This window comes from Microbacterium rhizomatis, from assembly GCF_008710745.1.
GTDB classification, from domain to species: domain Bacteria; phylum Actinomycetota; class Actinomycetes; order Actinomycetales; family Microbacteriaceae; genus Microbacterium; species Microbacterium rhizomatis.
Map to the genome: position 1 here is coordinate 1,307,924 of NZ_VYSA01000001.1, position 24,640 is coordinate 1,332,563.

The 24,640-nt window shown below is 71.3% G+C and carries 21 protein-coding genes; 9 read left to right on the forward strand and 12 right to left on the reverse strand.

Features of this window, described 5'->3' with window-relative positions; translation table 11 throughout:
• Positions 1-57: 57 nt before the first annotated feature.
• Positions 58-1,374 carry a hypothetical protein gene (locus tag F6B43_RS06285; RefSeq protein ID WP_150447970.1) on the forward strand — a complete coding sequence of 439 codons (1,317 nt, stop codon included), beginning with the start codon at positions 58-60 and terminating at the stop codon, positions 1,372-1,374.
• Positions 1,375-1,549: 175 nt separating this feature from the next.
• On the opposite strand, the gene hpf is transcribed toward F6B43_RS06285, so the two are convergent.
• From hpf to mtrA, 5 genes are all read right to left on the reverse strand, one after another.
• Positions 1,550-2,206 (reverse strand): ribosome hibernation-promoting factor, HPF/YfiA family, encoded by a 657-nt coding sequence (gene hpf / locus F6B43_RS06290; RefSeq protein ID WP_150447971.1) that lies wholly within the window; start codon positions 2,204-2,206, stop codon positions 1,550-1,552.
• Positions 2,207-2,295: 89 nt separating this feature from the next.
• The gene (locus tag F6B43_RS06295) at positions 2,296-3,018 is read right to left on the reverse strand and encodes a ComF family protein (protein WP_150447972.1); all 723 of its coding nucleotides are present in this window, start codon (positions 3,016-3,018) and stop codon (positions 2,296-2,298) included.
• Between the two features lie 100 nt (positions 3,019-3,118).
• Positions 3,119-4,879 carry an LpqB family beta-propeller domain-containing protein gene (locus tag F6B43_RS06300; RefSeq protein ID WP_150447973.1) on the reverse strand — a complete coding sequence of 587 codons (1,761 nt, stop codon included), beginning with the start codon at positions 4,877-4,879 and terminating at the stop codon, positions 3,119-3,121.
• Positions 4,876-6,609, reverse strand: coding sequence for an MtrAB system histidine kinase MtrB (gene mtrB / locus F6B43_RS06305; RefSeq protein WP_425486803.1), 1,734 nt, complete (start codon positions 6,607-6,609; stop codon positions 4,876-4,878). The genes F6B43_RS06300 and mtrB overlap by 4 nt, the downstream gene beginning before the upstream one ends.
• 7 nt (positions 6,610-6,616) lie before the next feature.
• On the reverse strand, positions 6,617-7,297 hold the full coding sequence (gene mtrA / locus F6B43_RS06310) for an MtrAB system response regulator MtrA (protein ID WP_150447974.1): 681 nt from the start codon (positions 7,295-7,297) through the stop codon (positions 6,617-6,619).
• Between the two features lie 230 nt (positions 7,298-7,527).
• On the opposite strand from mtrA, the gene F6B43_RS06315 reads away from it, so the two are divergent.
• The 6 genes from F6B43_RS06315 (at position 7,528) to F6B43_RS06340 (ending at position 14,026) form a co-directional block, all read left to right on the forward strand.
• Positions 7,528-8,934, forward strand: coding sequence for a DUF7847 domain-containing protein (locus tag F6B43_RS06315; RefSeq protein ID WP_211368034.1), 1,407 nt, complete (start codon positions 7,528-7,530; stop codon positions 8,932-8,934).
• 53 nt (positions 8,935-8,987) lie between these two features.
• On the forward strand, positions 8,988-9,620 hold the full coding sequence (locus tag F6B43_RS06320; RefSeq protein WP_170285571.1) for a DUF4129 domain-containing protein: 633 nt from the start codon (positions 8,988-8,990) through the stop codon (positions 9,618-9,620).
• Entirely contained in the window at positions 9,617-10,813 is a 1,197-nt protein-coding gene (locus F6B43_RS06325; RefSeq protein WP_150447976.1) for a DUF4350 domain-containing protein, read from the forward strand. The genes F6B43_RS06320 and F6B43_RS06325 overlap by 4 nt, the downstream gene beginning before the upstream one ends.
• Positions 10,810-11,805: an AAA family ATPase gene (locus F6B43_RS06330; protein WP_150447977.1), complete on the forward strand. Its 996-nt coding sequence runs from the start codon at positions 10,810-10,812 to the stop codon at positions 11,803-11,805. The genes F6B43_RS06325 and F6B43_RS06330 overlap by 4 nt, the downstream gene beginning before the upstream one ends.
• 5 nt (positions 11,806-11,810) lie before the next feature.
• Positions 11,811-13,118 carry a DUF58 domain-containing protein gene (locus F6B43_RS06335; RefSeq protein ID WP_150447978.1) on the forward strand — a complete coding sequence of 436 codons (1,308 nt, stop codon included), beginning with the start codon at positions 11,811-11,813 and terminating at the stop codon, positions 13,116-13,118.
• 110 nt (positions 13,119-13,228) lie between these two features.
• Complete coding sequence (locus tag F6B43_RS06340) at positions 13,229-14,026, forward strand: aquaporin (RefSeq protein WP_150447979.1); 798 nt, start codon at positions 13,229-13,231, stop codon at positions 14,024-14,026.
• 194 nt (positions 14,027-14,220) lie between these two features.
• On the opposite strand, the gene F6B43_RS06345 is transcribed toward F6B43_RS06340, so the two are convergent.
• Positions 14,221-15,216: a stage II sporulation protein M gene (locus F6B43_RS06345; RefSeq protein WP_150447980.1), complete on the reverse strand. Its 996-nt coding sequence runs from the start codon at positions 15,214-15,216 to the stop codon at positions 14,221-14,223.
• 15 nt (positions 15,217-15,231) lie between these two features.
• Here F6B43_RS06345 and F6B43_RS06350 point away from each other — a divergent pair, with 15 nt between their 5' ends.
• Positions 15,232-16,098 carry an RDD family protein gene (locus F6B43_RS06350; RefSeq protein WP_246159816.1) on the forward strand — a complete coding sequence of 289 codons (867 nt, stop codon included), beginning with the start codon at positions 15,232-15,234 and terminating at the stop codon, positions 16,096-16,098.
• A 49-nt stretch (positions 16,099-16,147) separates the two neighbouring features.
• Here F6B43_RS06350 and ahcY read toward each other — a convergent pair whose 3' ends face one another.
• Together ahcY and F6B43_RS06360 are read right to left on the reverse strand one after the other, a co-directional pair.
• Positions 16,148-17,608: an adenosylhomocysteinase gene (gene ahcY / locus F6B43_RS06355; protein ID WP_150447981.1), complete on the reverse strand. Its 1,461-nt coding sequence runs from the start codon at positions 17,606-17,608 to the stop codon at positions 16,148-16,150.
• Between the two features lie 61 nt (positions 17,609-17,669).
• Positions 17,670-17,876: a DUF3499 family protein gene (locus F6B43_RS06360; protein WP_150447982.1), complete on the reverse strand. Its 207-nt coding sequence runs from the start codon at positions 17,874-17,876 to the stop codon at positions 17,670-17,672.
• Between the two features lie 207 nt (positions 17,877-18,083).
• Between F6B43_RS06360 and F6B43_RS06365 the strand changes: the two genes are divergently transcribed.
• Positions 18,084-18,524 carry a metallopeptidase family protein gene (locus F6B43_RS06365; protein WP_211368036.1) on the forward strand — a complete coding sequence of 147 codons (441 nt, stop codon included), beginning with the start codon at positions 18,084-18,086 and terminating at the stop codon, positions 18,522-18,524.
• Positions 18,525-18,534: 10 nt separating this feature from the next.
• On the opposite strand, the gene F6B43_RS06370 is transcribed toward F6B43_RS06365, so the two are convergent.
• From F6B43_RS06370 to manA, 4 genes are all read right to left on the reverse strand, one after another.
• Positions 18,535-19,971, reverse strand: a complete 1,437-nt coding sequence (locus F6B43_RS06370; protein WP_150447983.1) for a DUF5719 family protein — start codon at positions 19,969-19,971, stop codon at positions 18,535-18,537.
• Positions 19,968-22,829: a glycosyltransferase gene (locus tag F6B43_RS06375; protein ID WP_150447984.1), complete on the reverse strand. Its 2,862-nt coding sequence runs from the start codon at positions 22,827-22,829 to the stop codon at positions 19,968-19,970. Before F6B43_RS06375 ends, F6B43_RS06370 begins: the two co-directional genes overlap by 4 nt.
• A 73-nt stretch (positions 22,830-22,902) precedes the next feature.
• The gene (locus tag F6B43_RS06380; protein WP_150447985.1) at positions 22,903-23,226 is read right to left on the reverse strand and encodes a WhiB family transcriptional regulator; all 324 of its coding nucleotides are present in this window, start codon (positions 23,224-23,226) and stop codon (positions 22,903-22,905) included.
• 117 nt (positions 23,227-23,343) lie between these two features.
• Positions 23,344-24,582 (reverse strand): mannose-6-phosphate isomerase, class I, encoded by a 1,239-nt coding sequence (manA, locus tag F6B43_RS06385; RefSeq protein ID WP_150447986.1) that lies wholly within the window; start codon positions 24,580-24,582, stop codon positions 23,344-23,346.
• Between the last annotated feature and the right edge of the window lie 58 nt (positions 24,583-24,640).

The window sequence follows — 24,640 nt, forward strand, 5'->3', positions numbered from 1 at the left end:
TCTCGAGGAGCCGCCGGTATGCAGGCCGCTCCGAGCAGGCACTCATAGGATCGAGTCATGGCGGGTTTCTGGGGCAAGCGCAAACGTGAAGAGCAGCAGGCGCTGGCCGCGCAGGACGCTGATCTCGCGCGTCGCGCCGAATCGGCCCTGGTCGCCGCCGACGAGAAGATCCGTCTGACGACCGACGAGCTCGATTTCGCCGAAGCCGAACTGGGTACCGACGCCACCTCTGAGCTGCGCACCTCGCTCGCGTCCGTTCGGCACCACATGGGCGAGGCGTTCCAGCTCCATCAGCTGAATCACGACGAGATCCCCGACACCGCCGAAGAGCTGCGCACGCGCAATGCGCGCATCGTGCAGTTGTGCGAATGGGCCGAGGACCTCATCGAAGCGAAGACGACCGTGCTCGCCGACAAGATCGCGACAGCGCGCCGCGCGCCCGAGATCATCGCGGGAGTGCGGATGGATGCTGTCCGCTTCCGCGAGCGACTCCCCCAGGCCCGCGAGACCGTCGCGCGCGTCGCCGAACGCTACAGCCCTCAGGCGCTCTCGCAGATCGCCGCGAACCCCGACGAGACCGAACAGCTGCTCGCGTTCGCCGAGCACAGCGCGGACGTGTCGGAGCGGCGGCGCGATGCGGGCCAGCGGGAGCAGGCGAACCTTGCGCTCGAGACCGCCACCGAAGCGGTACGACGAGCCGGTGTGCTGCTGGACGCCGTGGAGTCTTTCGAGATCGAGGCGCTGCGCGCCGAATCCACGCTGGCCGCCGTCGTCGACGATTCCCGGGACGACCTGGTCATCGCCCGTTCAGCCCCGCAGGTTCCCGCTGTCACGGCGGCGGCCAGAGCGCTCGAGCAAGCCCTCGCGGCGCTTCCTCCCGCGAGCGCGAAATCCGACCCCTTCGCCGAACTCACGCAGCTGCGCGAAGCGAACACGGCTCTGGATGCGGCGATCGCAGCCGCTCAGCAGCGCGCGGCGAATCCCCTGCCCACGGTGGAGCAGATCCGGCATGCCGTCGACGACGCCGACCGGCAACTCGCGGTCGCCCGGAGCGTCATCGCCGGGCATCGGGGCTGGATCGGAGCGGACGCGCGGACGCGCCTTGCTGAGGCGGAGCGCATCCGACTGGACATGGAGGCGCTACCCGGAGGTGAGGACTCACTCGAGCCCGCCTTCCAGATGGCCCGCCGCGCAGCCCTCCTGGCGAGCGAGGCGCTGCAGCTCGCGCAACGCGATATCGACTCGTCACGCCCGCAGGACGGCGGGTGGGGCGGGGGCCCGCCACAGGGCGGCCGCGGCGGCATGGGCGGCATGGGCGGGATCCTCGGCGGTCTCGTGATCGGCAGCCTGCTCGGCGACATCTTCGACGGCTGACCCCGCGCGAGGAACTCGACGGAGGTAGCGCGGAGCGAGGTGTCCCGCCGGCGAAGCTGGCTCGGGACTGGCGGGAGCGGCGACCGAAGGCCGCCGCTCGGGAAGCTTCGCCGGTGGGACACCCCGCGGAGCGCGCCCCACCCCCGCGGAGCGCTCCGTGCCCTGGGGGCGAGCGCTAAGAGGCGAGCTCGATGGGCGGCGCCGCGGCCGTCAGCGAGATCACGCCGTAGTCCCACCCCTTTCGGCGGTAGACGACGCTCGGGTGATCGCTGCGGACGTCGATGAAGAGGAAGAAGTCGTGTCCGACCAGCTCCATGCGGTCGACGGCCTCTTCCACCGTCATCCACTCGGCATCGAAGTTCTTCGTGCGGATCACGACCGGGGTGTAGTCGGCCTCGTCGTCGACCGCCACGATCGGGATCTCGCCCGTCGCGACGGCCCGCAGGACATCCGCGGAGGCGGGCTGCACGTCGATGCCCTGCAGCTCGCCGCTCCCCTTGTCGAAGTTCGCGCCGCGCGGGTGGTTGCGCGCATCCACCCGCTTGTCCTTCGCGCGGCGCAGCTGCTCCGTCATCTTGTCGACGGCGAGATCGAGTGCGGCGAACTTGTCGCCGTCGACGGCCTCTGCGCGCACGACCGGGCCCTTGCCCGTCAGGGTGAGTTCGACGGTGTCGTCTTCCACATGACCGTTGTGGTAAGCGCTGTGCGTGACTTTGATGTCGAGACGCTGCGCGCGTGGCGCGAGGTTGTCGATGCGAACGGCCTTCTCTTCGGCGACCGAACGGAATCGATCCGTAATGCTCACTCCTACGCCGACGATGCTGGTTTCCATCCTTGACCTCCTTGTTCCGGGTCCGCCGGGTCAAGGGCGGACCGCGAGTCGCCTTGGTCCTCCCACGCTATCCCGGGGCGGACGGCATGTCACCTATGGGTTTCGGATGCGGCAACCCGGCGTTCACCGGACGGCTTCCCGAGTCGCGGCGTCGCCGCGATCGTCGCGGCGCCCAGCACGACGGCGCCGACCGCCTTCAGTGCCCTGGCAGCTTCCTCGAGCGTGGCGCCGGTCGTGACGACGTCGTCGATGATCACCACCTGCAGCGCATCGGCAGGGCGGGCGCGGAGGCTGCCATCGACATTGTGCCTGCGCGCGCTGCGCCCGAGCGAACGCTGATCCGCTGTGCCTCGCCGGGTCGTCAGTATTCGCGTGACCGGAAGACCCGCGCGGCGTGCGACGAGCTCGACCACGCGGAACCCGCGACGGCGCAACGCCGCCCGTGAGGTCGGCACGGGCACGAAGGCGGCATCCCCCGCGCCATCGGCACCGGCGAGCGCCGCGATCCGCAGTGCGTCCGCGAGCGGCCTCGCCAGTGACGTGCGGCCTTCTTCTTTGAGCGCCCGGATCACGCGCGCGGCGACCCCCTCGAACGGCAGTCCGCTCCACACCGCCAGACCTGAGCCCAGCCGCTGCGATCGAGCCACCGGCGCCAGCGCGGCGCGGCAACGCGGGCAGAGCGCCACATCGGGCAGGTCGCAGCCCGCGCACTCCACGGGCAGCGCGAGCGACATCGCCTGCGCGAGCGCCGTGCGCACCGCGGTCGCGAGCCACGCGGGATCCGTGGGACGGGGCGAGATCGGAACGTTCATGCCACGATCGTGCAGGCGTGGCCGAATCGGTGGGCGCTGGGCGGCAGCATCCGTGCACTCCCCGCGTCCCGTGCTCGCTGGGGAGGGATGTCGCGCGATGCTACTGCGCAGGCCCCTGGGGCGACTCCTGCGGCGACCCCTGCTGTGTCGCCAGCACGAGCACTCCCGTCGCGATCTGCTGCCAGTTCGATCCGCGCTTGGCGTACAGGACACCGGCGGAATCGCGCATCCGCACTGTCGTGGTCTGATTGGCGCCGGCCACGGTGGTGATACCGGCTGGACCGGCGACGGTGCTGGACGGGCCCCCGATCGGCTGCTCCGTCACGACCGACGTGTCGCCCGACGACGTGACGACCCCGAGTGTGGTGTCGTCGAGCCAGGCGATGCCGGTGCCAGACCCCGGCGGGACGCTCAGTTCGAGCGGCTCGCCGAGCTGGCGCGGAACCCCGGCGGTATCGCGGATGACACCGAACACCCACGCCGCCGATCGCCCGCCGGCCGTCACGAGCGCCGCGAGTCGGGTTCCGTCGCGCGACATCGCGATGGACCATACCTGGGTGGCGCCGTTCCACGCTGCGGTGATCGCCGTCCGCTGGCCGCTGTCGTCGAAGGCGGCGAGGGCCGTGGGCTGGTCGCGGGGCACGCTCCAGACGAATCCGGAGGGATCGATCGAGGGGTCTATCAAACCCTGCCGGGTGTCGAGCTCGGCGAGGGCGCCCGTCGCCTCGATGCGTCCGACCGATCCCGACGCGAACCGCACCGCAGCCATATCCCGGTCGGGACCGACCTGCACCGCGACGGGGCCGGCCTTGGCGATCGCATCGGAGAGCCCCGGGATGCTGTCGCCACCGACGGCGTCACCATTGAGGTAGCCGAAGCCGGCCGCGGTGAGCACGAGCGGCGTGGCGTCGACCTGTGTCGATCGGACCGAGACCGCGGTGGCGTTCAGCGGCGTCCCGCCCACGGACATCTGCACGCCTGTCACGGTGGCCGTCTTCAGGCTTCCTTCGAGCTGCGTCTGCATGCGATTGAGCGTGGGCGCGTCCACGGCGAGGGTGGCACGGTTCAGGCGGACCTGCGCAACGCTGTCGGTCACCTGCACGGACGGGACGTCCAGCTGGACGCTGTCGGGGAACGCCGACTTCACCGAGCCGGCCAGCCACACCGACGGTCCGCCCAGGAGCGCGCCCGCGATGCTCGTGCTGGGGTTCGTCGTCGGGAACCAGCGCAGATCGGGCACGAGGAACTGCCACGTCGGGTCGAAGAACATGAGCGAGTAACGGTGGTAGACGCTGGGAAACACGTTCTGGTCGAGCACGATCCCGTCGGGAGCCTGGGTGATCCGCCATTCGCCGTCGGCCTGCTTGGCGAGCCGGAAGAGCAGACGCGTCGAGCCGGCGTCGACCGTATAGACACCGGTCGCATCGACGCTCGCGACCGACGTCAGGGTGAGGACGATCGTGGTGTCGGCGGAAGGGCTCGGGCTGGCCGCGGTCGCGTCGGCCGGGGCCTCCTCACCGTAATCGCGCGTGCCGTCGTCGATCGTGACGCCGGTCGTCGGCTTCCACGTGTCATGGATCTCGGGGGCGAGGTATTCGCGGGCAACGCTCCAGCCGTTCGTGGGGCCTGGGCCAGAACCCGCGCGGATGAACCCCTCGACGATCTGCTGCGCAGAGGCGCCGACCTGCGGACTGTCGGGCTCGAAGACGAATGCGGGCACCCCGCCGTCGTCGCCGGCGCCGAGGCCCAGTCTGACGGGGCCCCCGGTCGGCAGACCCGCGCACGCCGTCAGCACGACGGCGGTGACGAGCGCCAGGACCACGGCGCCGAGGCGCGATGCCTTGTGTCGCTGCCGGGTCACTTCGCACCTCCGACGCGGGTGGCCGCAGCATCCCGCGGGATCTCGATCGGCTGTGTGAGTCCGAGCGCTTCGATTCCTGCGGCCCCGTCGTCGCCGGGGTCGACCGGGATCGGCGAGGCACCCCAGACCCGGGTCGCTGTGCGGGGCAGGGTGAGCACGAAGTGGGTGCCGCGCCCGAGCTCCGACCAGACGGCGAGCTCGCCGCCGTGCAGGCGCGCGTCGCCCAGAGCGATCGACAGGCCCAGGCCGGTGCCCCCGATCGTGCGCTTCCGGGACGGATCGGCGCGCCAGAACCTGTCGAAGACGCGGTCGACGTCGTCCGCCTTCATTCCGAGGCCGAAATCCCGCACGCCGATCGCGACAGCCTGCTGGTCGCTGTCGACCGTCACGACGATCGGGCGGCCCTCGCCGTGCTCGATCGCGTTGCCCAGGAGGTTTCGGACCACGCGTCGCACGCGCCTCGGATCCATCTCGACGGGGGAATACCCGCCCGGAGCGACGAGCCGGACGTCGGTGCCGTGCTGATCGGCCAGCTGCTGCATCGACTCGATCACGTCCTCAGCGAGGTGGGCGAGGCTCGTGGGCTCGAGTTCGAGCTGCACCGACCCGGCGTCGTATCGGCTGATCTCGAGCAGATCGGTCAGCAGCGTCTCGAATCGCTGCACCTGCGCGTTCAGGAGTTCGGCGGCACGAGCGGTCGCGGGATCGAAATCCTCCCGCCGATCGTTGAGCATGTCGGCGGCCAGCCGGATCGTCGTGAGCGGGGTGCGCAGCTCGTGCGAGACATCCGAGACGAAGCGCTGCTGCACGAGCGAGAGGTCGGCGAGCTCTTTGATCTGAGACTGGATGCTGTCGGCCATCGCGTTGAACGAGCGCCCGAGCGTCGCGAGCTCGTCTTCGCCGCGCACCGGCAGGCGCACCCCGAGCTCGCCCGCCGCAAGCTGTGCGCTGGTGTCGGCGGCTTCGCCGATCGGGATCGTCACCGATCGGAGCACGAACCACGAGATGGCCCCGATGAGCAGGATGAGACCGATCCCGACGACCCAGAGCGTCCCCTGGATGAACCCGAGCGTCTGCGAGGCGCTCCCGAGGTCATACGCGAGATACAGCTCGTAGGCTCCGACGTCGGGGACGATGAGCTGTTGGCCGACGATGATTCCGGGGAGCACGCCGTTCTCGGTCGGGAGTGCGACCGACTGCCACCACTGATTCTGGGGGCTCGCCTGAACCGACGAGCGCAGGCTCTCGCTGATCAGGTTCTGGTCGCTGAGCACCCCCGAGCTGAAATCCTGAGGGGCGAGGGCTGAGGGAGTGCGGTCGATGCGGCGCACCGTGATCGAATCGCTCGAGGACTGCTGGGCGAGGTTGTTCTGGACGCTCGTCATCAGGTTCTGGATCTGCACGACGTCGCCTTGCACGACAGATGAATCCAGCGTGCCCTGCGCGGCGGTCGTGGCGCGACGCGCGTCGGTCTGCACCTGCAGCAGCCGGGACTGGAACAGGTCGTTCTGGATGGCCAAGGCCATCCAGATGCACGCGATGAGAATCGCGAGGGCGGTGAGCACCACCGTGACCAGGATCGTGCGGAAGCGAAGAGAGCGCTTCCAGAGCGCGGCGAGGTTGCCGGGCCACGCGCGCCACTCACGCCACCCGGTCAGCGGAGGGGGGCCGGCCGTGACCGCGATGCCCGACGTCGATGTCGACGGGCGCGCGATGCTCGGTCCGGGCACGATCGCCTCAGACGACCGTGCCGGCACGGTAGCCGACGCCGCGCACCGTCGTGACGATCGTCGGGTTGTCGGGGTCGCGCTCGACCTTGGCGCGCAGACGCTGCACGTGCACGTTCACCAGGCGCGTGTCGGCCTTGTAGTGATAGCCCCACACCTGCTCCAGCAGCATCTCGCGAGAGAACACCTGCTGGGGCTTGGATGCCAGGGCCACCAGCAGCTCGAACTCGAGCGGCGTGAGGGCGATCGCGCCGTCACCACGTCTCACCTCGTGCGCCGCCACATCGACCGTGAGATCGCCGATGCGCAGCACCTCCGCGACCGACTGCGCGGCGGGGCGCAGGCGCGTGCGGATGCGGGCCACGAGCTCCTTCGGGTTGAAGGGCTTGACGATGTAGTCGTCCGCCCCGACCTCGAGCCCCTTCACCACGTCCGCTGTGTCGGTTCGTGCCGTCAGCATGATGATCGGGATGCCGGACTCCGACCGGATGCGCGTGCAGATCTCGATCCCGTCCATCCCGGGGAGCATGAGGTCGAGCAGGATCAGGTCGGGCCGCTCCTCACGCCACACCTCGACGGCTCGGGATCCGTCGGCGCAGAACGCGGTGTCGAAACCCTCCGTGCGCAGCACGATGCCGATCATCTCTGCCAGGGCGGTGTCGTCGTCGACCACCAGGATTCGTGAAGTCATAGACAGCGGGTTCCTTCTTGCCGGGTGAGGCATGTGCGGCGGACCGGGGTGCGCGACGGTGCGCGCGCCTTCCCCTGCCGCTCTCACAGAGTAATAGAAGGTGGCTGGGGAGACCCCGAGCGTGCGCGAGACCGTATGACACGATAGGACGAGGCCGGCATCGCGCGCCGAGTCCACGACGGAGAAAGTCCCCTGTAGAGAAGGTGGTTCCGACAGGTGGTTGAGCACACGTGACCGCGTACCCGGCCTGGACGCCGGCATCGCGACCAGGCATCGTCCCGCTTCATCCACTCTCGTTCGGCACGATCCTGGGCCGCTCGTTCGCCGCCCTCCGGCAGAATCCGCGCGTGCTCCTCGGGTTCGCGCTGTGCGTGCAGACCGGCGCCTATCTTCTCGTCCTCGTGGGGGTCGGCCTCGTCGCGTGGGGGTCGTTCATCCGCCTCGACACCGTGCGCCCCGGCAGTGATGACTTCGAGGCGATCATGACCGGGTCGATAGCCCTCACCCTGATCACCGGGCTCGTGCTCGGGCTCGCCGCCGGCGCTCTCGGCGTGATCGTGCAGGGCATCGTCGTCAGCGAGGTGGCGCATGCGGTCGTGGCCGAGAAGCTCTCGCTGCGGATGCTGTGGCAACGGGTCCGCCCGGTCGTGTGGCGCCTGATCGGCTACGCGTTCCTCGTCGTCCTGGCCACGCTCGTGCTGATCGCCGCCGTGGCGGCCGCGCTCGTGGGGATCGGGTTCGTCGCTCCTCCCGCGGCCATCGCACTCGGCGTCCTGGCGGTGCTCGCCGCGATCCCTCTCACGCTCTGGCTCTCGACGAAGCTGCTGCTCGTGCCTGCGACGATCATCCTGGAGCATGCGAGCATCCGCACCGCGATCGTTCGATCGTGGACCCTCATCCGGGGCCGCTTCTGGGCGGCGCTCGGGGTCATCGTGCTGATCTCGCTCGTCTTCGGCGCGGTGGCGCAGGTCGTCAGCATCCCGTTCTCGTTTCTGTCCACGGGCCTGAGCACCGTGATCGCTCCGACGGGGGCGAGCGATCCGAATGCGATCATCACCCTCATCGTGGGCTCGGTCCTCACGCAGGTCGTCACTCTGCTGGTGCAGTCCGTCGCCGTGATCGTCCAGGCGACGGCGACAGCACTCATCTACGTCGACTGCCGCATGCGCAGGGAGGGTCTCGACCTCGACCTCCTGGCCTATGTGGAGCGGCGGGACGCCGGGGCGACAGCTCTCGCCGACCCCTACGCCGAGAACATCGGCCGGGTGATCGCGCCCCGTCAGACCGCACCCGTGTTCGGAGCACCTGCGGGGTACCCGGGCTATCCGCCGGCGCCGTATGCACCGCAGGCGTACGCTCCGCCATACGCCCAGGCTCCGCAATACGCGCCGCCGCCCCCGTACGCGCCGCCGCCCCCGTATGCGGCGCCGCCCGCCGACGCACCTCCCGCCTACGCGCCCCCCGCCGACGCGCCGCCCGCCGACGCGCCGCCGGCAGTCGCCGAGCCGACCGGCCCTGCCCCCGTCGAGGCACCCCGGCCCCCGGACCCGACCCGCCCTCCGGACCCGACTCGATGGGCCGCCCCCGGCCAGACGACCGGGAATCCCGACGCCGACCCCGAGTCGCCGTGGTCGTAGGGCGGATGCTTTCGGGCGGCGATGGCGCGTGGGCCGGCACGGACGCGCCCCCGTTGACGCCCGACGCCGACGAAGCGCGGCGCTGGGCCGAGCGTGAACTCTCGGATCGGGCCTACGAGATCGCACAGCCCACCCCGTTCGATCGGGCAGCCCGCGCGATCGGCGACTTCTTCGCGGGCCTGTTCGACGGGCAGGTGTCCGGCGGGTGGGGCTCGGCGCTCGCCGTCATCGCCGTGATCGTCGTCGTCGTGCTGATCATCGTCGCCTTCGCGATCTGGGGCCGCCCCCGGCTCACCCGCCGCTCGCACCGTGCCGCCGCCACGCTCTTCGGCGAAGCCGAAGGGCGCAGCGCCGCCGAGCTGCGCCGCGACGCGGCATCCCACGCCGGTCGCGGGGAATGGGACGCAGCCGTCGTGCTGAGGTTCCGGGCGCTCGCCCGAGGTCTTGACGAGCGCGGGATCGTCGATGCGCCCCCGGGAGCCACGGTGCACTCGTTCGCCCGCGCGGCCGGGAGGCGCTTCCCCGGCTCGATCGATGACTTGGATGCCGCCGCCGCCGCTTTCGACGACGTGCGTTACCTGCGTCGCCCCGGCACGTCGGACCTCTATCGCCGTGTCGTCGACACAGATGACGCGGTGTCGGCGCAGCGCCCGACGCAGGACGCCCGCGAGGCGGTGACGCGATGACCCGGGTCGAACCGACCGCCGTCCTGGCGCGGTCGCAGCCGCCCGATGGCGAGCCACCGCGTCGCCGCCGCGCGGCTGGGTGGGTGGCGATCGTCGTCGCACTCGTCGTCGTGGGAATCGCCGGCACGGTCCTGTCGGGCGTCGGCCGGTGGTCCGAACGCGACGCGCTGGACCCCGACTCCGCCGGCCCGCAGGGCACCCGGGCGCTCGCGCAGATCCTGCGCCAGCACGGGATCGAGGTCACCGTCGCGCGCTCGAGAGACGGGGCGCTGGCCGCGCTGGCCGGCCGCGACGCGACGCTCGTCCTCGCCGACAGCCCGCTGCTGAGCGACGACAGGCTTCGCGAAGTCGCGGATGCCGCGACCGACGTCGTGCTCATCGATCCGCGTGCACGCGGGCTGCGCGTGCTGCTGCCGGGGTCGTATCCGGACGGAGTCGCCCCCGGCACTCCCGTCGCTCCCTCGTGCGCCCTGGAGACGGCGCGACGCGCAGGACCCGTCACCCCGGGCGTGGTCTTCGGCCCCGCCGAGGTCGTCACCGCCTGCTACCCGGTCGACGGTTCCTTCGGGCTCCTCACGGATGAATCCGCCGGTGTGACGGCGATCGACGGGCGCGCGCTCTTCACGAACGAGCACCTGGCCGATGCGGGCAACGCGGCGCTCGGCATCGGGCTTCTGGGTGCGCACCCCACCGTCGTCTGGTACGTCCCCGCCGTCGAGGACGCCGATGGAGCGGCAGCGACGCAGACCCTCGGCGATCTGACACCCCCGTGGGTGAGCCCCGTCGTGGTGCTGCTCCTGGCGGCGGCCGTGGCCGCGGCGATCTGGCGCGGGCGCCGGTTCGGCCCGCTCGTCCTCGAGCGACTCCCCGTCACGGTGCGCGCCTCGGAGACGACCGAGGGTCGCGCGCGGTTGTACGCCCGCGCGCGCGACTCCGTTCACGCGGCCGACCAGGTGCGCATCGGCGCCGCCGGTCGCCTCGCCCGGATGCTGGGACTCGGCCCAGCCGCTTCAGCGGCAGAGATCGCCGACGCCGCTGCCGCTCGGCTGAACGCCTCGCCCACGCTGGTGCGGGGCATCCTGATCGACGAACTTCCCGCCACCGATGCCGAGCTGGTCGCGCTCAGCGACCGCCTGCGCGATCTCGAGGCGGCGGTGCGAAATGCCGTACGCCCGGAAAGGAACCGACCATGACCGACACCCCCGTGAGTGCCATCGCCGACACGGCACACGAGGATGCCGCCCTGCGCGAGTCGATGAACCGAGTGCGGATCGAGGTCGGCAAAGCCGTCGTCGGCCAGGACGGCGCGATCACCGGACTGCTCATCGCCCTGCTCTCGCGCGGTCATGTGCTGCTGGAGGGCGTGCCCGGCGTCGCGAAGACCCTCCTGGTCCGGTCGTTCAGCCGCGCGCTCGGGCTCGACACGAAGCGGATCCAGTTCACGCCCGATCTCATGCCGGGCGACGTGTCTGGCTCGCTCGTGTACGACGCACGGACGGGAGAGTTCGAGTTCCGTGAGGGCCCGGTCTTCACGAACATCGTGCTGGCCGACGAGATCAACAGGACCCCGCCCAAGACCCAGGCGGCGCTGCTGGAGGCCATGGAGGAGCACCAGGTCTCGACCGACGGAGTGAGCAGGCGCCTTCCCGAGCCGTTCCTCGTCGCCGCGACGCAGAACCCGATCGAGCACGAGGGCACGTATTCGCTCCCGGAGGCGCAGCTTGACCGGTTCCTCCTCAAGCTCGTGATCGACATGCCCTCGCGCGACGCCGAGTTCGCGGTGCTGCGACGGCACGCCTCGGGGTTCGACCCGCAGGACCTCACGGCGGCGGGGCTCGAGCCTGTCGTGAATGCCGACGGGATCCGCGCGGCGCAGCGGGCCGCGGCATCCGTCGCCGTCGCCGACGATGTGCTCGCGTACGTCGTCGACCTCGCCCGCGCGACCCGGCAGAGCCCGTCGGTGCAGCTCGGGGTGAGCCCCCGCGCCTCCACGGCCCTGCTCGCCGCGGCGAAGGCCTGGGCGTGGCTGGGCGGCTACCCCGCCATCACGCCCGACCACGTGCAGACGATGCTCGTACCCGCCTGGCGGCACCGCATCCGGCTTCGGCCCGACGCCGAGCTCGAGGGCGTCTCGATCGACGCCGTGCTCGGCTCTGTGCTGCAGCAGACCCGCGTACCCATCTAGTCGGCATGTATCTCACCGGAAGGCTGCCCGTACTCGTCGCCCTGGGCGTCGTGCCCGTGATCCTGCTCTCGGTCGCGGGCGTGGATGCGTGGCTCGCCGCGCTCGGCTGGCTCGTGGTCTGCACCCTGGTCGCGGGAGCGGATGCCGTGGCCGCCGCCGATCCGCGCTCCGTCGAGATCGAGCGGGCGCTCCCCCGCCGGGTTCGGCTCGGCGAGCCCGTGAAGGCGACCCTGTCGGTGCGCAACGTCGGAACCAGGCGCCTCCACGGCCAGGCGCGCGACGCGTGGCAGCCGACCGCCGGTGCACCCGGCGACCGGCTCGCGCTCGACATCCCCGCAGGCGAGCGACGCAGGGTCGACGTGCCGCTCCTCCCCCGACGGCGTGGAGAACTGCGGAGCGCTTTCGTCGTCGTGCGCAGCGCCGGTCCGCTGCGACTCGCCGGGCGGCAGGCGCGGCTCGACGTGCCCGGTGCGATCCGCGTGCTTCCCCCGTTCACATCGAGGCGGCACCTCCCCTCCCGCCTTGCGCGCCTGCGCGAGCTCGACGGGAACACGAGCGTGCAGGTGCGCGGTCAAGGCACCGAGTTCGACAGCCTGCGCGAGTACGTGCGCGGCGACGATGTGCGCTCGATCGACTGGCGCGCGACGGCGCGCGCGGGCAGCACGATGCTGCGCACCTGGCGCCCCGAGCGCGACAGGCATGTCGTGATCGTGATCGACACAGGCCGGACCTCCGCCGCGCGCGTGGGCGACGGCATCCGACTGGATGCGGCGATGGAAGCAGCCCTGCTGCTCGCCGCTCTCGCGACCCGCGCCGGCGACCACGTGCATCTCGTGATGTTCGACCGAGTCGTGCGCGCGCGGGTGACGGGGATCGACGGCGCGGCACTCCTCCCGGCGCTCGTCGATGCGATGGCTCCGGTGGAGGCCCAGCTCATCGACACCGACTGGGATGCCGCCTTCGCCCAGGTGCGCGCCCTCTCGTCCCGCCCCGCGCTGGTCGTGGTCCTCACGGCACAGGATGCACCCGAGGCCGCGCGCGGACTGCTCGGATCGCTTCCGGCGCTGACCCGGCGGGCGCATGTGCTCGTGGGCGCGGCGACCGACGATCTGCGCTCAGACCTTCCACCCGCCCACGCGACCGCCGACGACGTCTATCGGGCGGCGGCCCAGGAGCGCGCGATCCGCGACGCCGAGCGGGTCGCCTCGGCGATCCGCCGGGCGGGTGGCGAGGCTCTCACCGACACCCCTGAGGTGTTGCCTCCGCGCATCGCCGATCGCTACCTGGCACTCAAGGCCGCAGGACGACTGTGAACGAGGATGTCGATGCCCGGTGCGGGTCCCTGAGAATCGGCTGAAAGTGCTCTATGCTCCCGATTGGGCGCCGCCGCGCCCGCTCGATTCCACTGCGAAGGAGATCCGCGATGAGCGATCCTCGTCCTGACGAACCCATCAAGCCCACCGCTCTCGACCACACTCCCGTCGCGCCTTCGACCGCAGCGACACTCGTCGCCGAAGCCTTCGGCACGTTCCTGCTCGTGCTCGGCGTCATCAGCACCGCCCTCTTCGCGGCCGACTTCGGTCTCGGCGGAAACGGCACTCCGCTCGGCGTCGGTTTCACGGGTGTGTCCCTGGCCGTCGGCATCACGGTGATCGCCGGGGCCTACGCGTTCGGCCCGATCTCGGGCGGCCACTTCAACCCCGCCGTCACGTTCGGCCTTGCTGCGGCGGGGCGCTTCCCCTGGAGCGGCGTGCTGGGCTACATCATCGCTCAGATCGTCGGCGGTCTCGTGGCTACGACGCTCATCGTCCTGATCGGCCTCTTCGGTCCCGACGGCTGGCTGGCCAAGGCCCAGGACGGCGGCTTCGCGAGCAACGGCTTCGGCGAGGCATCCCCTGGTGGCTTCGGAATCGGGGCGGCGATCATCGTCGAGGTGCTCTTCACCGCGATCTTCGTGATCGTGATCCTCGGCGTGACCCACTCCACGCGCGGCACGACCTTCGCCGGCCTCGTCATCGGTCTCACGCTGACTCTGATCCACCTCGCGATCATCCCGATCGACAACGCGTCGGTGAACCCGGCCCGCTCGATCGCGACGGCCGTCTACGGCGGGGGGACATCCCTCGCCCAGCTGTGGGTGTTCATCGTGTTCCCGATCATCGGCGCCCTGATCGCCGGCTTCGCCTACAAGGCGCTGTTCGACGGCACGAAGAAGGCCTGACGGAGCATCCCCGTCACGAAAGGACCGGTCGCTTACGCGGCCGGTCCTTTCTCTGTCCCCCGCCCGTCTCTCCATGCCTTCGCCGAACCAGGCCCTGCCGCCGCCCACCCCTCAACTGCCCGGCAGAGGGGGTGGCTCGCCGGAGGGGGTGGGGTGGCGCGAAGGGACGGATGCCGGGGCCCCCTCCGACCCGGTCAGCCGGCGACGAGCCTCGGCGTGCCGGCGGCGTACTCGTCGAGGTCGCCCGTCTCGCCACGGCGGTATGCGCGGCCGCCGACGACGAGCATGTACACGAGGAAGACAGCCAGGGCGGCCGCACCGATCCCGATCTTCACCGGCCATGGCCAGTCCTGACGGGTGACGAAGCCCTCGACGATGCCGGACAGCGCCAGCGCGAAGATCAACCCGATCGCGACCGTCGCGAGGGAGCGGCCCTCGGCAGCGAGGGCCTCACCGCGAGAGCGCGCGCCCGGAGCGACCCAGGCCCAGAAGATGTGCAGGCCCGCCGCCGCGGCGACGAAGACGCACGTGAGCTCCAGCATCCCGTGCGGGAGGATGAACAGCAGGAAGACGTCGCCGCGCCCGAACGCGATCATCACAGCGGCAGCGGTGCCCACTCCGACAGCGTTCTGCACGAGCACCATGAGCGGCCAGACGCCGGTCACGCCGAACAGCACGCACTGCGCGGCGATCCAGGCATTGTTGGTCCACACGGTCCCCGCGAACACCGCGGCGGGGTTCTCGCTGTAGTAGCCGGTGAACGAGTTCTCGGCGTAGTACTGCAGATCGGCCCGGCTGCCGAGCGCGGCCACCAGCGCGGGGTCTGCCGAGATCCAGAAGGCGACGAGAGAGGCCGCGAGCACGAAGCACACGGCGATCACGAGAGTGGTCCACCGCACGCGGTACAGCGCGGCGGGAAGCTGCAGCGCGAAGAAGCGCGGAATCTGCCGGAGGACGTTGTCGGGGTTCCCGGTCAGCCGCAGCCGCGCGCGGGCGAGCAGCGTCGAGACATGGTCGCCCTGCGGCGTGCGGCCGGCCGACGTCTTCATGTCGGCGAGGTCGGCGGATGCCGCACGGTACCGCGTGACGAGATCATCGACCTCCGCGCCGCTCGGGCGCCGGGTGCGCCCGAGCGCGTCCAGCTGCTCCCACTCGTGCCGTCGGGCGGCGGCCAACGCATCCAGGTCCACTGGTTTACTGTACCCATGCCGCACGCACAGACCCGGGACGTCGTGGTCACCCCCGTCCGGATGATCGACATCGACCAGGACGAGGTGCTCACCGGCGAAGCGGTCGCGCTCGACGTGCAGCCGGTCGGGTTCTTCCTGAGGGCTCTGGGCGCTCTGATCGATCTGCTCATCGGCATCGCCGTGTTCGTGGTGTTCGCCCTCGTCGCCACGTGGCTCGCGTCACAGGGCGCGTTGCCGCCCTCGCTCTTCGGGATCCTCTCGATCGTGATGGCCGTGATCGTCATGGTGGTCATCCCCACCGCCGTCGAAACCGCCACGCACGGCCGGAGCGTGGGCAAGCTCGTCGTCGGCGGCCGGATCGTGCGATCGGACGGCGGAGGCACCGGATTCCGGCACGCGTTCATCCGGGCCCTGGTCGGAGTGTTCGAGATCTGGATGACGTTGGGCGCGGTGGCCGCGCTGGTCGGCGCCTTCACGCCGCGATCGCAGCGGCTCGGCGATCTGCTCGCCGGCACCTACTCGGAGCGCACGCGCGTTCCGGCGCTTCCGCCTGCGCTCCCGGGCGCGCCGTCCGTCCTGACGGGCTGGGCGGCCACGGCCGACGTGGCGCGCCTGCCGGACCGCCTGACCCGCCGGATCGCGCAGTTCGTCACTCAGGCCGAGCGCATGCAACCCCCGGCCAGGGCGCGGGCCGCCGCATCCCTCGCCGCCGAAGCGGCGCCCTTCGTCTCGCCGCTGCCCGCGGTCGACCCTGAGACGCTGCTTCGCGCAGTAGCCGCCGTGCGCCGCGACCGCGAATACCGGGCGCTCGTGCTCGAGGCGCAGCGGGTCGACGCGCTCACAGCGGGCACCGGCATCCCGCACGGCTTTCCGGAGCGCTGAGACGTCCGCCCCCGAACCCTGGCGCTGCAGGGTTGAGCGCGCGACGGCGTCAGTAGCGGTAGTGGTTGAGCTTGTACGGGCCTTCGACCGGCACACCGATGTAGGCGGCCTGGGCGGGGGTCAGCTCGGTGAGCTCGACGCCGAGGGCGCCCAGGTGCAGGCGAGCGACCTTCTCGTCGAGAGCCTTCGGCAGCGTGTACACACCCACCGGGTAGTCGTCGATGTTCGTGAACAGCTCGAGCTGGGCGAGCACCTGGTTCGTGAACGACGCGCTCATCACGAAGGAGGGATGCCCCGTCGCGTTGCCGAGGTTCATCAGGCGCCCCTCGCTCAGCACGAGAACGCTGCGGCCGTTCGGGAGGCGCCACTCGTGCACCTGCGGCTTGATCTCGATCGACTCGGCACCCTCGAGAGTCTCGAGCCCGGCGATGTCGATCTCGTCGTCGAAGTGGCCCACGTTGGCGACGATCGCAAGGTGCTTCAGTCCGAGCAGGTGCTCGACCGTGACGACGCGCTGGTTGCCCGTGCCGGTCACGATGATGTCGACGTCGCCGATCACCGACTCCAGACGTGCGACCTGGTAGCCGTCCATCGCCGCCTGAAGCGCGTTGATGGGGTCGATCTCGCTCACGATCACGCGTGCGCCCTGGCCGCGTAGGGCCTCGGCCGCGCCCTTGCCCACATCGCCGTAGCCGACGACGAAGGCCGTCTTGCCGCCGATCAGGACGTCGGTGGCGCGGTTGAGGCCGTCGGGAAGCGAGTGACGGATGCCGTACTTGTTGTCGAACTTCGACTTGGTGACGGAGTCGTTGACGTTGATGCCGGGGAACAGGAGCGATCCGGCGGCGGCGAGCTCGTAGAGCCGGTGCACCCCGGTGGTCGTCTCTTCGGTGACCCCGATGAGGTCGGCGGCGATGCGGGTGAAGCGCTGCGGGTCTGCCGCGAGGCTCGCGCGGAGCGTGTCGAGCACCACCCGGTACTCGTACGAGTCGTCCGGACCGGCCTCGGGCACGGCGCCCACGGCCTCGAACTCGACCCCCTTGTGGACGAGCATCGTGGCGTCACCGCCGTCGTCGAGGATCAGGTTGGGACCGTCGAACCCTTCGGCCGACCAGTCGAAGATGCGATCGGTGCACTGCCAGTACTCTTCGAGCGTCTCGCCCTTCCACGCGAAGACCGGGACGCCCGCGGGGGCCTCGACGGTGCCCGTGGGGCCGACGGCGACGGCGGCGGCGGCCTCGTCCTGGGTGGAGAAGATGTTGCAGCTGGCCCAGCGGACCTGCGCGCCGAGCGCGACGAGGGTCTCGATCAGCACCGCGGTCTGCACGGTCATGTGGAGGGAGCCGGCGATCCGCGCGCCGCGGAGCGGCTGCGTGGGCCCGAATTCCTCGCGGAGGGCCATGAGTCCCGGCATCTCGTTCTCGGCGAGGCGGATCTGGTGGCGGCCCGCCTCGGCGAGCGACAGGTCGGCGACGGCGTACGGGGCGGCGGAGACGGTCTGGGTCGACATCCTCCTATTGTTCCATGCGCGGCGGGACGCCGCGTCCCTGAGGACGCGCGATCCCGCGGCCTCAGGCGCGGAGCGTCTCGTGACGCACGACCACCCAGCCGCGCGGCACCGAAAGCCGGTCGGTGTGGATCGCGCACAGGTCGTGTGCGTGCGGGTCGTCACCGGCGCCGAGGGGGCCGATCGCCGCCATCTGGTCGCCGTAGTCGTACGTCAGGGTCGATACGGCCTCGCGGGCGCAACCCACCTTCGAACACAGTCTCTCGCGCATCGCCCTCACGCTATCGGCGCCCGCCGACAGACGCGGGATGCCGCGCCGCGGCGGCCCCGGACGGCGGCGCGTTCCGATCCCCGGGGGGGGCCGCACATGTCGCACATGTCCGGACGAAGGCCAGCGGACTCGCACATGCCAGCCAGCTTGCGGACGCGCGCGCCACCCGGCGCCCTGAGCGGGGTCGCCGAAACCTAGGATGGTCGCATGGCATGGCGACGCGCGACGAACTCCGCTCCCACCGCGCCGCGCCCGTCGCGGCACGGACGCCACGGCCGCGAGGACCGCAGCCCCGTGGTACGGCCGCCGCTGCCTCCGCTCGACACCCGGGTGGACCGTTTCGATCTCGCCGTCGGGTCGGCCGCCGAGTTCCTCCGCTCCGCATGGACCGAACTGCGCGACGTCAGCTTCGAAGTCGGCGAGATGCCGCCCGCCTCCGATGACGACGGCATCCCGCGCTGGCAGGTGCTCACCGACGAGAAGCGCATCATCCTCTACCGCCTGCCGATCGAGCGGCTCAGCCACCTGCACCGCAACGACGACATGCACCGTCGGATGCTCGTGGAGGGCTGCGTGTTCCGCGCGGCCGCCGAATACCTCGACCGCGACCCGTGGGACCTGGGGCCGGAGCGCTTCCGCTTCTTCTGACGCGCGCCGGCTACGGGTACACGCGGATCGTCGCGGCCGCCGCATCGACGGGCAGGACCGGATAACCGGCGAGCGCAGTCCCTCCGCCCGGCGCAGCGCCGGAGAACGACAGTCCCGCCCGCACTCCGGCGACGCCGCCGGGATCCAGTGTGTACACGCCCTGGGCCGGAAGGCGCACCGCGACGGATCCACCGGCGGGGACCGCGACCTGCTGCGAGAACGCCCCGGTCGCGGCGTGAAGGGAGACGGTGGCTGCGGTGCGTGCGGCATTCGTGATCGTCAGCGACGCCGACGCCCCGCCCGGGACCGCGAACATGCTGGCGCCGGTCAGCTCGGGCGCGGGGGTGTACCACGCGAAGTCGGCGCCCGCGCCGAACCCCGTCGTCTGCCACACGGCGGCCAGCACCGCCTCGGGAGCCCGGACGTCCACGACGTACTGACCGACCGGGAGCCCGCCCAGCTGCAGTTCCGCGGGAAGCCCGGCGGTGAGCTGCAGCGTCGAGGGGGCAAGCGCGGGGGCGCCGCCACCGACGGCGGTCACCGTGACGGTCGCCGTCGTGTCGACGGAGGGCGACAGCATCCGTACCAGCGTGGCTGCGTTCGATGCACCCGCCGGACCCGGCTCGGCGGTGACCTCGACTCCCGCGATCACGAGATCGGTCGCCGGTGTCGCGGTGGCGCCCACCTGGTCCACACCGCCCGGCACGAGGGTGCGGGTGAGGGATGCCTGCAGCGATGCCTGGACGGGAGCCCCGGCCGCAGTGACCCGCAGGACGGGGCTCTCTTCGCCCAGGCTGAGTCCGGCGAGCGGCAGGGCGATCTGCTGGCCCGGCGGCACGATGACATTGCGTCCCCCCGGAGGAATCTGCGCACCCCGGGATCCGTAGACCGTCAGCTGCACGGTGGCCGCGACCGAGCCCGGGTTTCCCAGCAGCACCAGATCGGACGCACCCGTCGTGCTCGCTCCCCCGACGAGCCACGACTCCATCAGCGGAGCTGTGCATTCGGATGCTGCGAAACCGCTCAGATCCTCGGCGCTCACGGCCGCCCATCCCGCGGCGGCCGCATCGGTCGCCGCCGAGCCGGACGCGGGGGCGGTGTATACCGCCGCGCCCTCTGCTCCACCGAGGTACGAAGCGCTCAGGCGGGTCTGCGCGGGTGCCTGTGCACCCTCGCCCGCGCCCGCCGTCACGGCCTGGTCGGCCGCGACCGAAAGCTGCGCGGCACTGGTCGCGTCACGCCCGATCGCCAGAAGTCCGCCCACGCACGACAGCACGGTCTCCGACGCGACGGGGACGGCATCGACGACGAGGGGCTCGCGCGCCACGGTCGGCCATGGTGCGGCCACGGCGGTCACCGTGCCCACGACGAAGCCGACGGCGACGAGAGTGCCTACCAGCATCCGTGCGCTGGTACCCGCCCAGCGGAACACGCGGCGATCGCTCATCGCTCCTCCTGCACGTAGGGCCCCACGATGCGGGGCGTGCGACGGGCCTGCCGGCGCGACGCCCTGGTGGGCACAGCCAGGAGCAGGGCGGCCAGGATCACCGCGATCTGAGCGAACGCGATCCACTGCGCCGAGGTCTGCACGGCCTCGGTCGCGGAAGCCCGCGGCTGCACGGCACCGGTCACGCGCCACAGCTCGCCCTTGGGCGTGGCTCCCACCGAGTCGAGCGCATCGCGCTGATCGATCGCCGTCTCGGCCATGAGCCGGAACGTGCGCGCCGCGTCCGTCTCCGGCGTCGCGGCCGGTGTCAGCAGCACGAACCCCACACCGGCGGCGGCGAGGCGGTCGATCACATCGTCGGCGGTGGAGGTCACGAGGTCTGCCGTGATCCCGGCCACGACGGTGTCGCCCTCGGTGGCCGTGGCCGGCGTTGCCGCCACGGTCCACTGACCCCCGAGCGTCTCGCTCCCGCCCCAGATGATCCGCGTCGAGACTCCCCCGTCGCTGAGCGGGGTGAGCACGATCGTCCCGACGTCGGGATTGGATGCCCCTTCCGCATCGACGTACGCCGGAAGGGTGCTGACCGGCCCGTTGGCCAGAGGCGGCGGCGTGCCCCGTGTCATCGTCGCAAGCGTCGGCACGGCGAGCACCGCGACGGCGATCACGGCGACGGCCGCGGCAAGAGACCTCACGGCGCGCAGGCGCGGCACGAGGGCGGAGTCGAGGGTCACGGTCGCCGCGCCCACGACGCCGAGCCATGCGAGGCTGAGCGCCGGGCCCGGCCAGAGCGGAATGGACGTCGACTGCAGCGACGAGACCGCGATACCGACGACGACGAACGCGGTGGACAGGCCGATCGCCGCGATCACGAGGAGGGCGACACCGGCTGCCCAACGACGTGTCAGGGGCGCGATCAGGGCGAGGAGAGCGACCGGAGCCGCCAGCAGAGGCACCCACCACACCGGCACGCCCGTGCCGGCGAGAAGGGCCGACCATCCGCCGGGGTCGCTCGTCGGGAAACCGGCGGCCAGGAGCGCCCGGCCGGTGGGGTCGGCACCCACCCGGTCTCCGAGGAACGGCACGCCGGGGTCGGCGACCAGGCCCCAGACATCTCCGCTGCGCAGACGGCTCCAGACGAGCGGGGCGAAGAGCACGACGGCGGGCACGAGCACCCAGATCTGGCGCGCCACCCCCCGGCCCGCCCGAGAGGCGATCGCCACGATGATCGCGCCGATCACCAGGAGCACCAGCGCGGGGGCGAGCGACGGCGCGCATGCCACGACCGCGGCGAAGAGGACGGATGCTGCGCCCGCCGCCGCCCATGATCGATGCGCGACGGCGCCCGCGTAGAAGAGCCACGGCAGAAGGAGGTGGACGATCACGGCACCGGGGCGACCCTGCGCGAGACCGGCGAGGAACGTGGGGGCGAGCATCCATACCGCGCCGGCGACGATGCGGAGGGAACTGCGCTCGGTGACCCGGGTGGCGGCGAACCAGCCGCCGAGGGCGGCGAGCGGGAGCGCGGCGAGCCAGAGCAGGACGATCGCCCGCGACGGATCACCGGGCCACAGACTGCCGATCACGGCGACGACCGCGGCGAACGGATCGGCGGGACCGATCGCATCGAGCCCTGCGGCACGCACGCCGTACGCCGCGTCGGCCCAGAGCTGCGCCACCGTGGCACGCATCGGCGCGAGAGCGCCGCCGCCCAGCACGGGCCACGCGAGCAGAGCAGGGAAGGCGGCGACCGAGATGACCAGCGCCGCGAGCACGAGCCACGCACCTCCGCCCGAGAAGAAGCGGATGTCGCCGCGGATGTGCTCGCCGACCGGGGCGACCGCCTCCTCGCCGTCGATGTCGAACCGCTCGCGGAGGTCGGTGCGGGTGACCCTGAGCGGGGCCACCTGACTCCACGGCGCTCGACGCGCAGCGCGGATGCGGCCCCGCGCGCGGGCGACGGCGCCGACGCGCACCAGGGCCAGCGCCGACGCACCCCACTCCGTCACGACGAGGAACGGGTGCTTGGCGATCAGGTGCAGCACGGTGCGCCACAGCGCGATGGGAAGGATCGCGAGCCAGACGAAGAACACCGCCCAGGGGCGCGCGTATGCGAGACGGCGATGCAGCTGTGCGGTGCGCTGCGCGAAAGCACGCCGGCTGCGCCGCGCATCGCCGGCCGGAACGCCGGCCGCGCCGTCGCCGGCCACCGCGATGAGCGCAGTCGGTACGAGAGAGATCCTCGCTCCGGCCAGACGCGCACGCACGCCGAGGTCGAGCCCTTCGTCCGCGCCGAGGAGCGCCGGGTCCAGGCCGGCGAGCTGGCGCCACGCGTCCGTGCGCACGAGCAGCCCGCGCACGTCGGCGCCGAGCACGTCCTCTTCCGCATCGTGCTGGCCCTGGTCGAGCTGGCCGTCGGAGAGGCCCATCGATCTGCCCAGCGTCGTCATGCTCACCCCGAGCGAGACGATCTGGGTGCGATCGTCCCACTGCACGAGTTTGGGCGCGACGAAGGCCACCGATGGGGCGAGCTCGAGAGCGCCGGCCAGGCGTGCGAGCGCCTCAGGCTCCGGAGCGGTGTCCTGGGCGAGGAGCCAGACGGCATCGCCCGTCAGCCGAATCGTCGCCAGCGCCGTCGCGGCGGCGAATCGGGTCGAACCCGTGGTCGTGATCACCGACTCCGCGCCGGAGGCCGCCGCCAGCTGGCGCACGGACTCGTCGCCACCGCACAGCACGATCGTCAGCGCGTCGACGCGACGATGCTGAGCCTCGAGGGCTGCAAGGGTGCGCCGCAGATGGAACGCCGCAGGCGCGCGCCCATCTGGGCGCACGACGAGAATTGCGTGTACTCGGGACGGCATGACGTGGTCAGCCTAGGCGCGCGTCACCCCGGCGACGGGGCGCACGCGCCGACGGCACGAGAACCGTGTCGATTCAGCCCGCGCGACGCTTCAGTTTGCGGCGCTCGCGCTCACTGAGGCCACCCCAGATGCCGAAGCGCTCATCGTTCTGCAGCGCGTACTCGAGGCATTCGCCCCGCACATCGCATGTCGTGCAGATTCGCTTGGCATCGCGGGTCGATCCGCCCTTTTCAGGGAAGAACGCCTCAGGATCTGTCTGCGCGCACAGCGCGTCGGTCTGCCACGACAGCGTGTTGCCGTCGCCCTCGAGAGGGCGGCGCACTCCTGGCACGCCGAGCTGGACCGGATCGACGAACCAGTTGTCGGGAACGCCGGAACGGTATTGTGACCCCGTCATCTCGTTCTCCCCTGCTTGTATCCCCCCACGCCCGTGTGCGTGTACAAGGTAATTACACCGGTGTAGTTCGCCGTGGTCAAGTCGCGGATACTAAAGCCTCACCTCACGGTTGAAGCTTCACGCTGCTCCATCGGCGTGTCGCGACTCCCCGAGGTCGGCGGGAGCCCCCGGTTCGGCGACGAAGGCCTCTCCCCCGCCGATCCGGAGGGGTGACTCGTCGGAAGAAGAGAGGAGCGCCTGTCCGGGACGGAGGGTGACCGCATCCGTCGTCTTCGCCCCCGATACCGACACCAGTCCGGAGGTGACCAGGACGATCGCCACCCCGGAGATCTCCACTTCCACCACGTCGTCGGAGCTCTCGACGCGCACGAGCGCGAAATCGTCCACCGGGGGCGCGTACCGGAACACGCCGGGGGCGACGGTCTCGGGCTGGAGGAGGGAAACAGGCCCGGTCGTGGCATCCAGCACGCCGATGAGCTCCTCGACGTCGATGTTCTTGGGAGTGAGGCCACCGCGCAGCACGTTGTCGCTCGCCGCCATGATCTCGACGCCGAGCCCGGACTGGTACGCGTGCAGTACGCCGGCCGGTACGAAGATCGCCTCGCCTCGCCGCAGCGTCACGAGATTCATGAGGAGCGCGACGACCACACCCGCGTCGCCCGGATACTCCGCGGCCAGCCGGCGCGAGAGCGCCAGTTCGGCGGCGAACCGTTCGGATGACACGGCGGACGCCGCAGCGATCACATCGTCGACGATGTGCTGCGCGTCGCCGGACAAGAGCCAGCCGATCGTCGAGGCGAGGCCCTCCGCAGCATCCGCACCGCCACGTGCATCCGCTCCCCCAAGCCGGTCGCGCAGCTCGGCAACACCCTGGCCCGTGTCAGTGCGCTCCCCCAGCTCGGCGAGCAGATCGCGGGTGGCCTCGAGGTCGCGCAGACCCGAGAGGACTTCGAAACGCTCGCTCAGAGCGACGATCATCTCGGGCTTGTGGTTGTCGTCGTGGTAGTTGCGGCCCGACGCGGCGCGCGGCACACCCGCGGCGTTCTCGCGGGCGAACCCCTCTTCGGCCTGCGCCTTCGACGGGTGCGCCTGGATCGACAGGGTGGATGCCGCGGCCAGCAGTTTCAGCAGGAACGGCAGCCGGGCCGGCACCCCCGCCGCGCCGGCCTCGTCGGCGAGCCAGGCGTCCAGGGCGCGCCCGCTGCCGTCCTCCACCAGGGCGGGAGAGCTCGGGTGGTCGCCGAACCAGACTTCCGCCTCGGGTGCACCTGTGGGCTCGCGGCCCTCCAACTGGGCGAGCAGCGTCGGCGAGCCCCACGCGGAGTCGCGGGGCGTGTTCGAGAGCGGGGCGAGCATGCCCTCCAGCCTAGATGCGGGCGCGACAGAGCAGGGATCCCGGCAACCCTCACGAGGC

What these genes read in the sequence shown, in the direction of transcription:
- F6B43_RS06285 (WP_150447970.1), top strand. Translation starts at nt 58, where the DNA reads ATGGCGGGTTTCTGGGGCAAGCGCAAACGTGAAGAGCAGCAGGCGCTG.
- hpf (WP_150447971.1), bottom strand. Translation starts at nt 2,206, where the DNA reads ATGGAAACCAGCATCGTCGGCGTAGGAGTGAGCATTACGGATCGATTC.
- F6B43_RS06295 (WP_150447972.1), bottom strand. Translation starts at nt 3,018, where the DNA reads ATGAACGTTCCGATCTCGCCCCGTCCCACGGATCCCGCGTGGCTCGCG.
- mtrA (WP_150447974.1), bottom strand. Translation starts at nt 7,297, where the DNA reads ATGACTTCACGAATCCTGGTGGTCGACGACGACACCGCCCTGGCAGAG.
- F6B43_RS06325 (WP_150447976.1), top strand. Translation starts at nt 9,617, where the DNA reads ATGACCCGGGTCGAACCGACCGCCGTCCTGGCGCGGTCGCAGCCGCCC.
- F6B43_RS06330 (WP_150447977.1), top strand. Translation starts at nt 10,810, where the DNA reads ATGACCGACACCCCCGTGAGTGCCATCGCCGACACGGCACACGAGGAT.
- F6B43_RS06335 (WP_150447978.1), top strand. Translation starts at nt 11,811, where the DNA reads ATGTATCTCACCGGAAGGCTGCCCGTACTCGTCGCCCTGGGCGTCGTG.
- F6B43_RS06340 (WP_150447979.1), top strand. Translation starts at nt 13,229, where the DNA reads ATGAGCGATCCTCGTCCTGACGAACCCATCAAGCCCACCGCTCTCGAC.
- F6B43_RS06350 (WP_246159816.1), top strand. Translation starts at nt 15,232, where the DNA reads ATGCCGCACGCACAGACCCGGGACGTCGTGGTCACCCCCGTCCGGATG.
- ahcY (WP_150447981.1), bottom strand. Translation starts at nt 17,608, where the DNA reads ATGTCGACCCAGACCGTCTCCGCCGCCCCGTACGCCGTCGCCGACCTG.
- F6B43_RS06360 (WP_150447982.1), bottom strand. Translation starts at nt 17,876, where the DNA reads ATGCGCGAGAGACTGTGTTCGAAGGTGGGTTGCGCCCGCGAGGCCGTA.
- F6B43_RS06365 (WP_211368036.1), top strand. Translation starts at nt 18,084, where the DNA reads ATGGCATGGCGACGCGCGACGAACTCCGCTCCCACCGCGCCGCGCCCG.
- F6B43_RS06370 (WP_150447983.1), bottom strand. Translation starts at nt 19,971, where the DNA reads ATGAGCGATCGCCGCGTGTTCCGCTGGGCGGGTACCAGCGCACGGATG.
- F6B43_RS06375 (WP_150447984.1), bottom strand. Translation starts at nt 22,829, where the DNA reads ATGCCGTCCCGAGTACACGCAATTCTCGTCGTGCGCCCAGATGGGCGC.
- F6B43_RS06380 (WP_150447985.1), bottom strand. Translation starts at nt 23,226, where the DNA reads ATGACGGGGTCACAATACCGTTCCGGCGTTCCCGACAACTGGTTCGTC.
- manA (WP_150447986.1), bottom strand. Translation starts at nt 24,582, where the DNA reads ATGCTCGCCCCGCTCTCGAACACGCCCCGCGACTCCGCGTGGGGCTCG.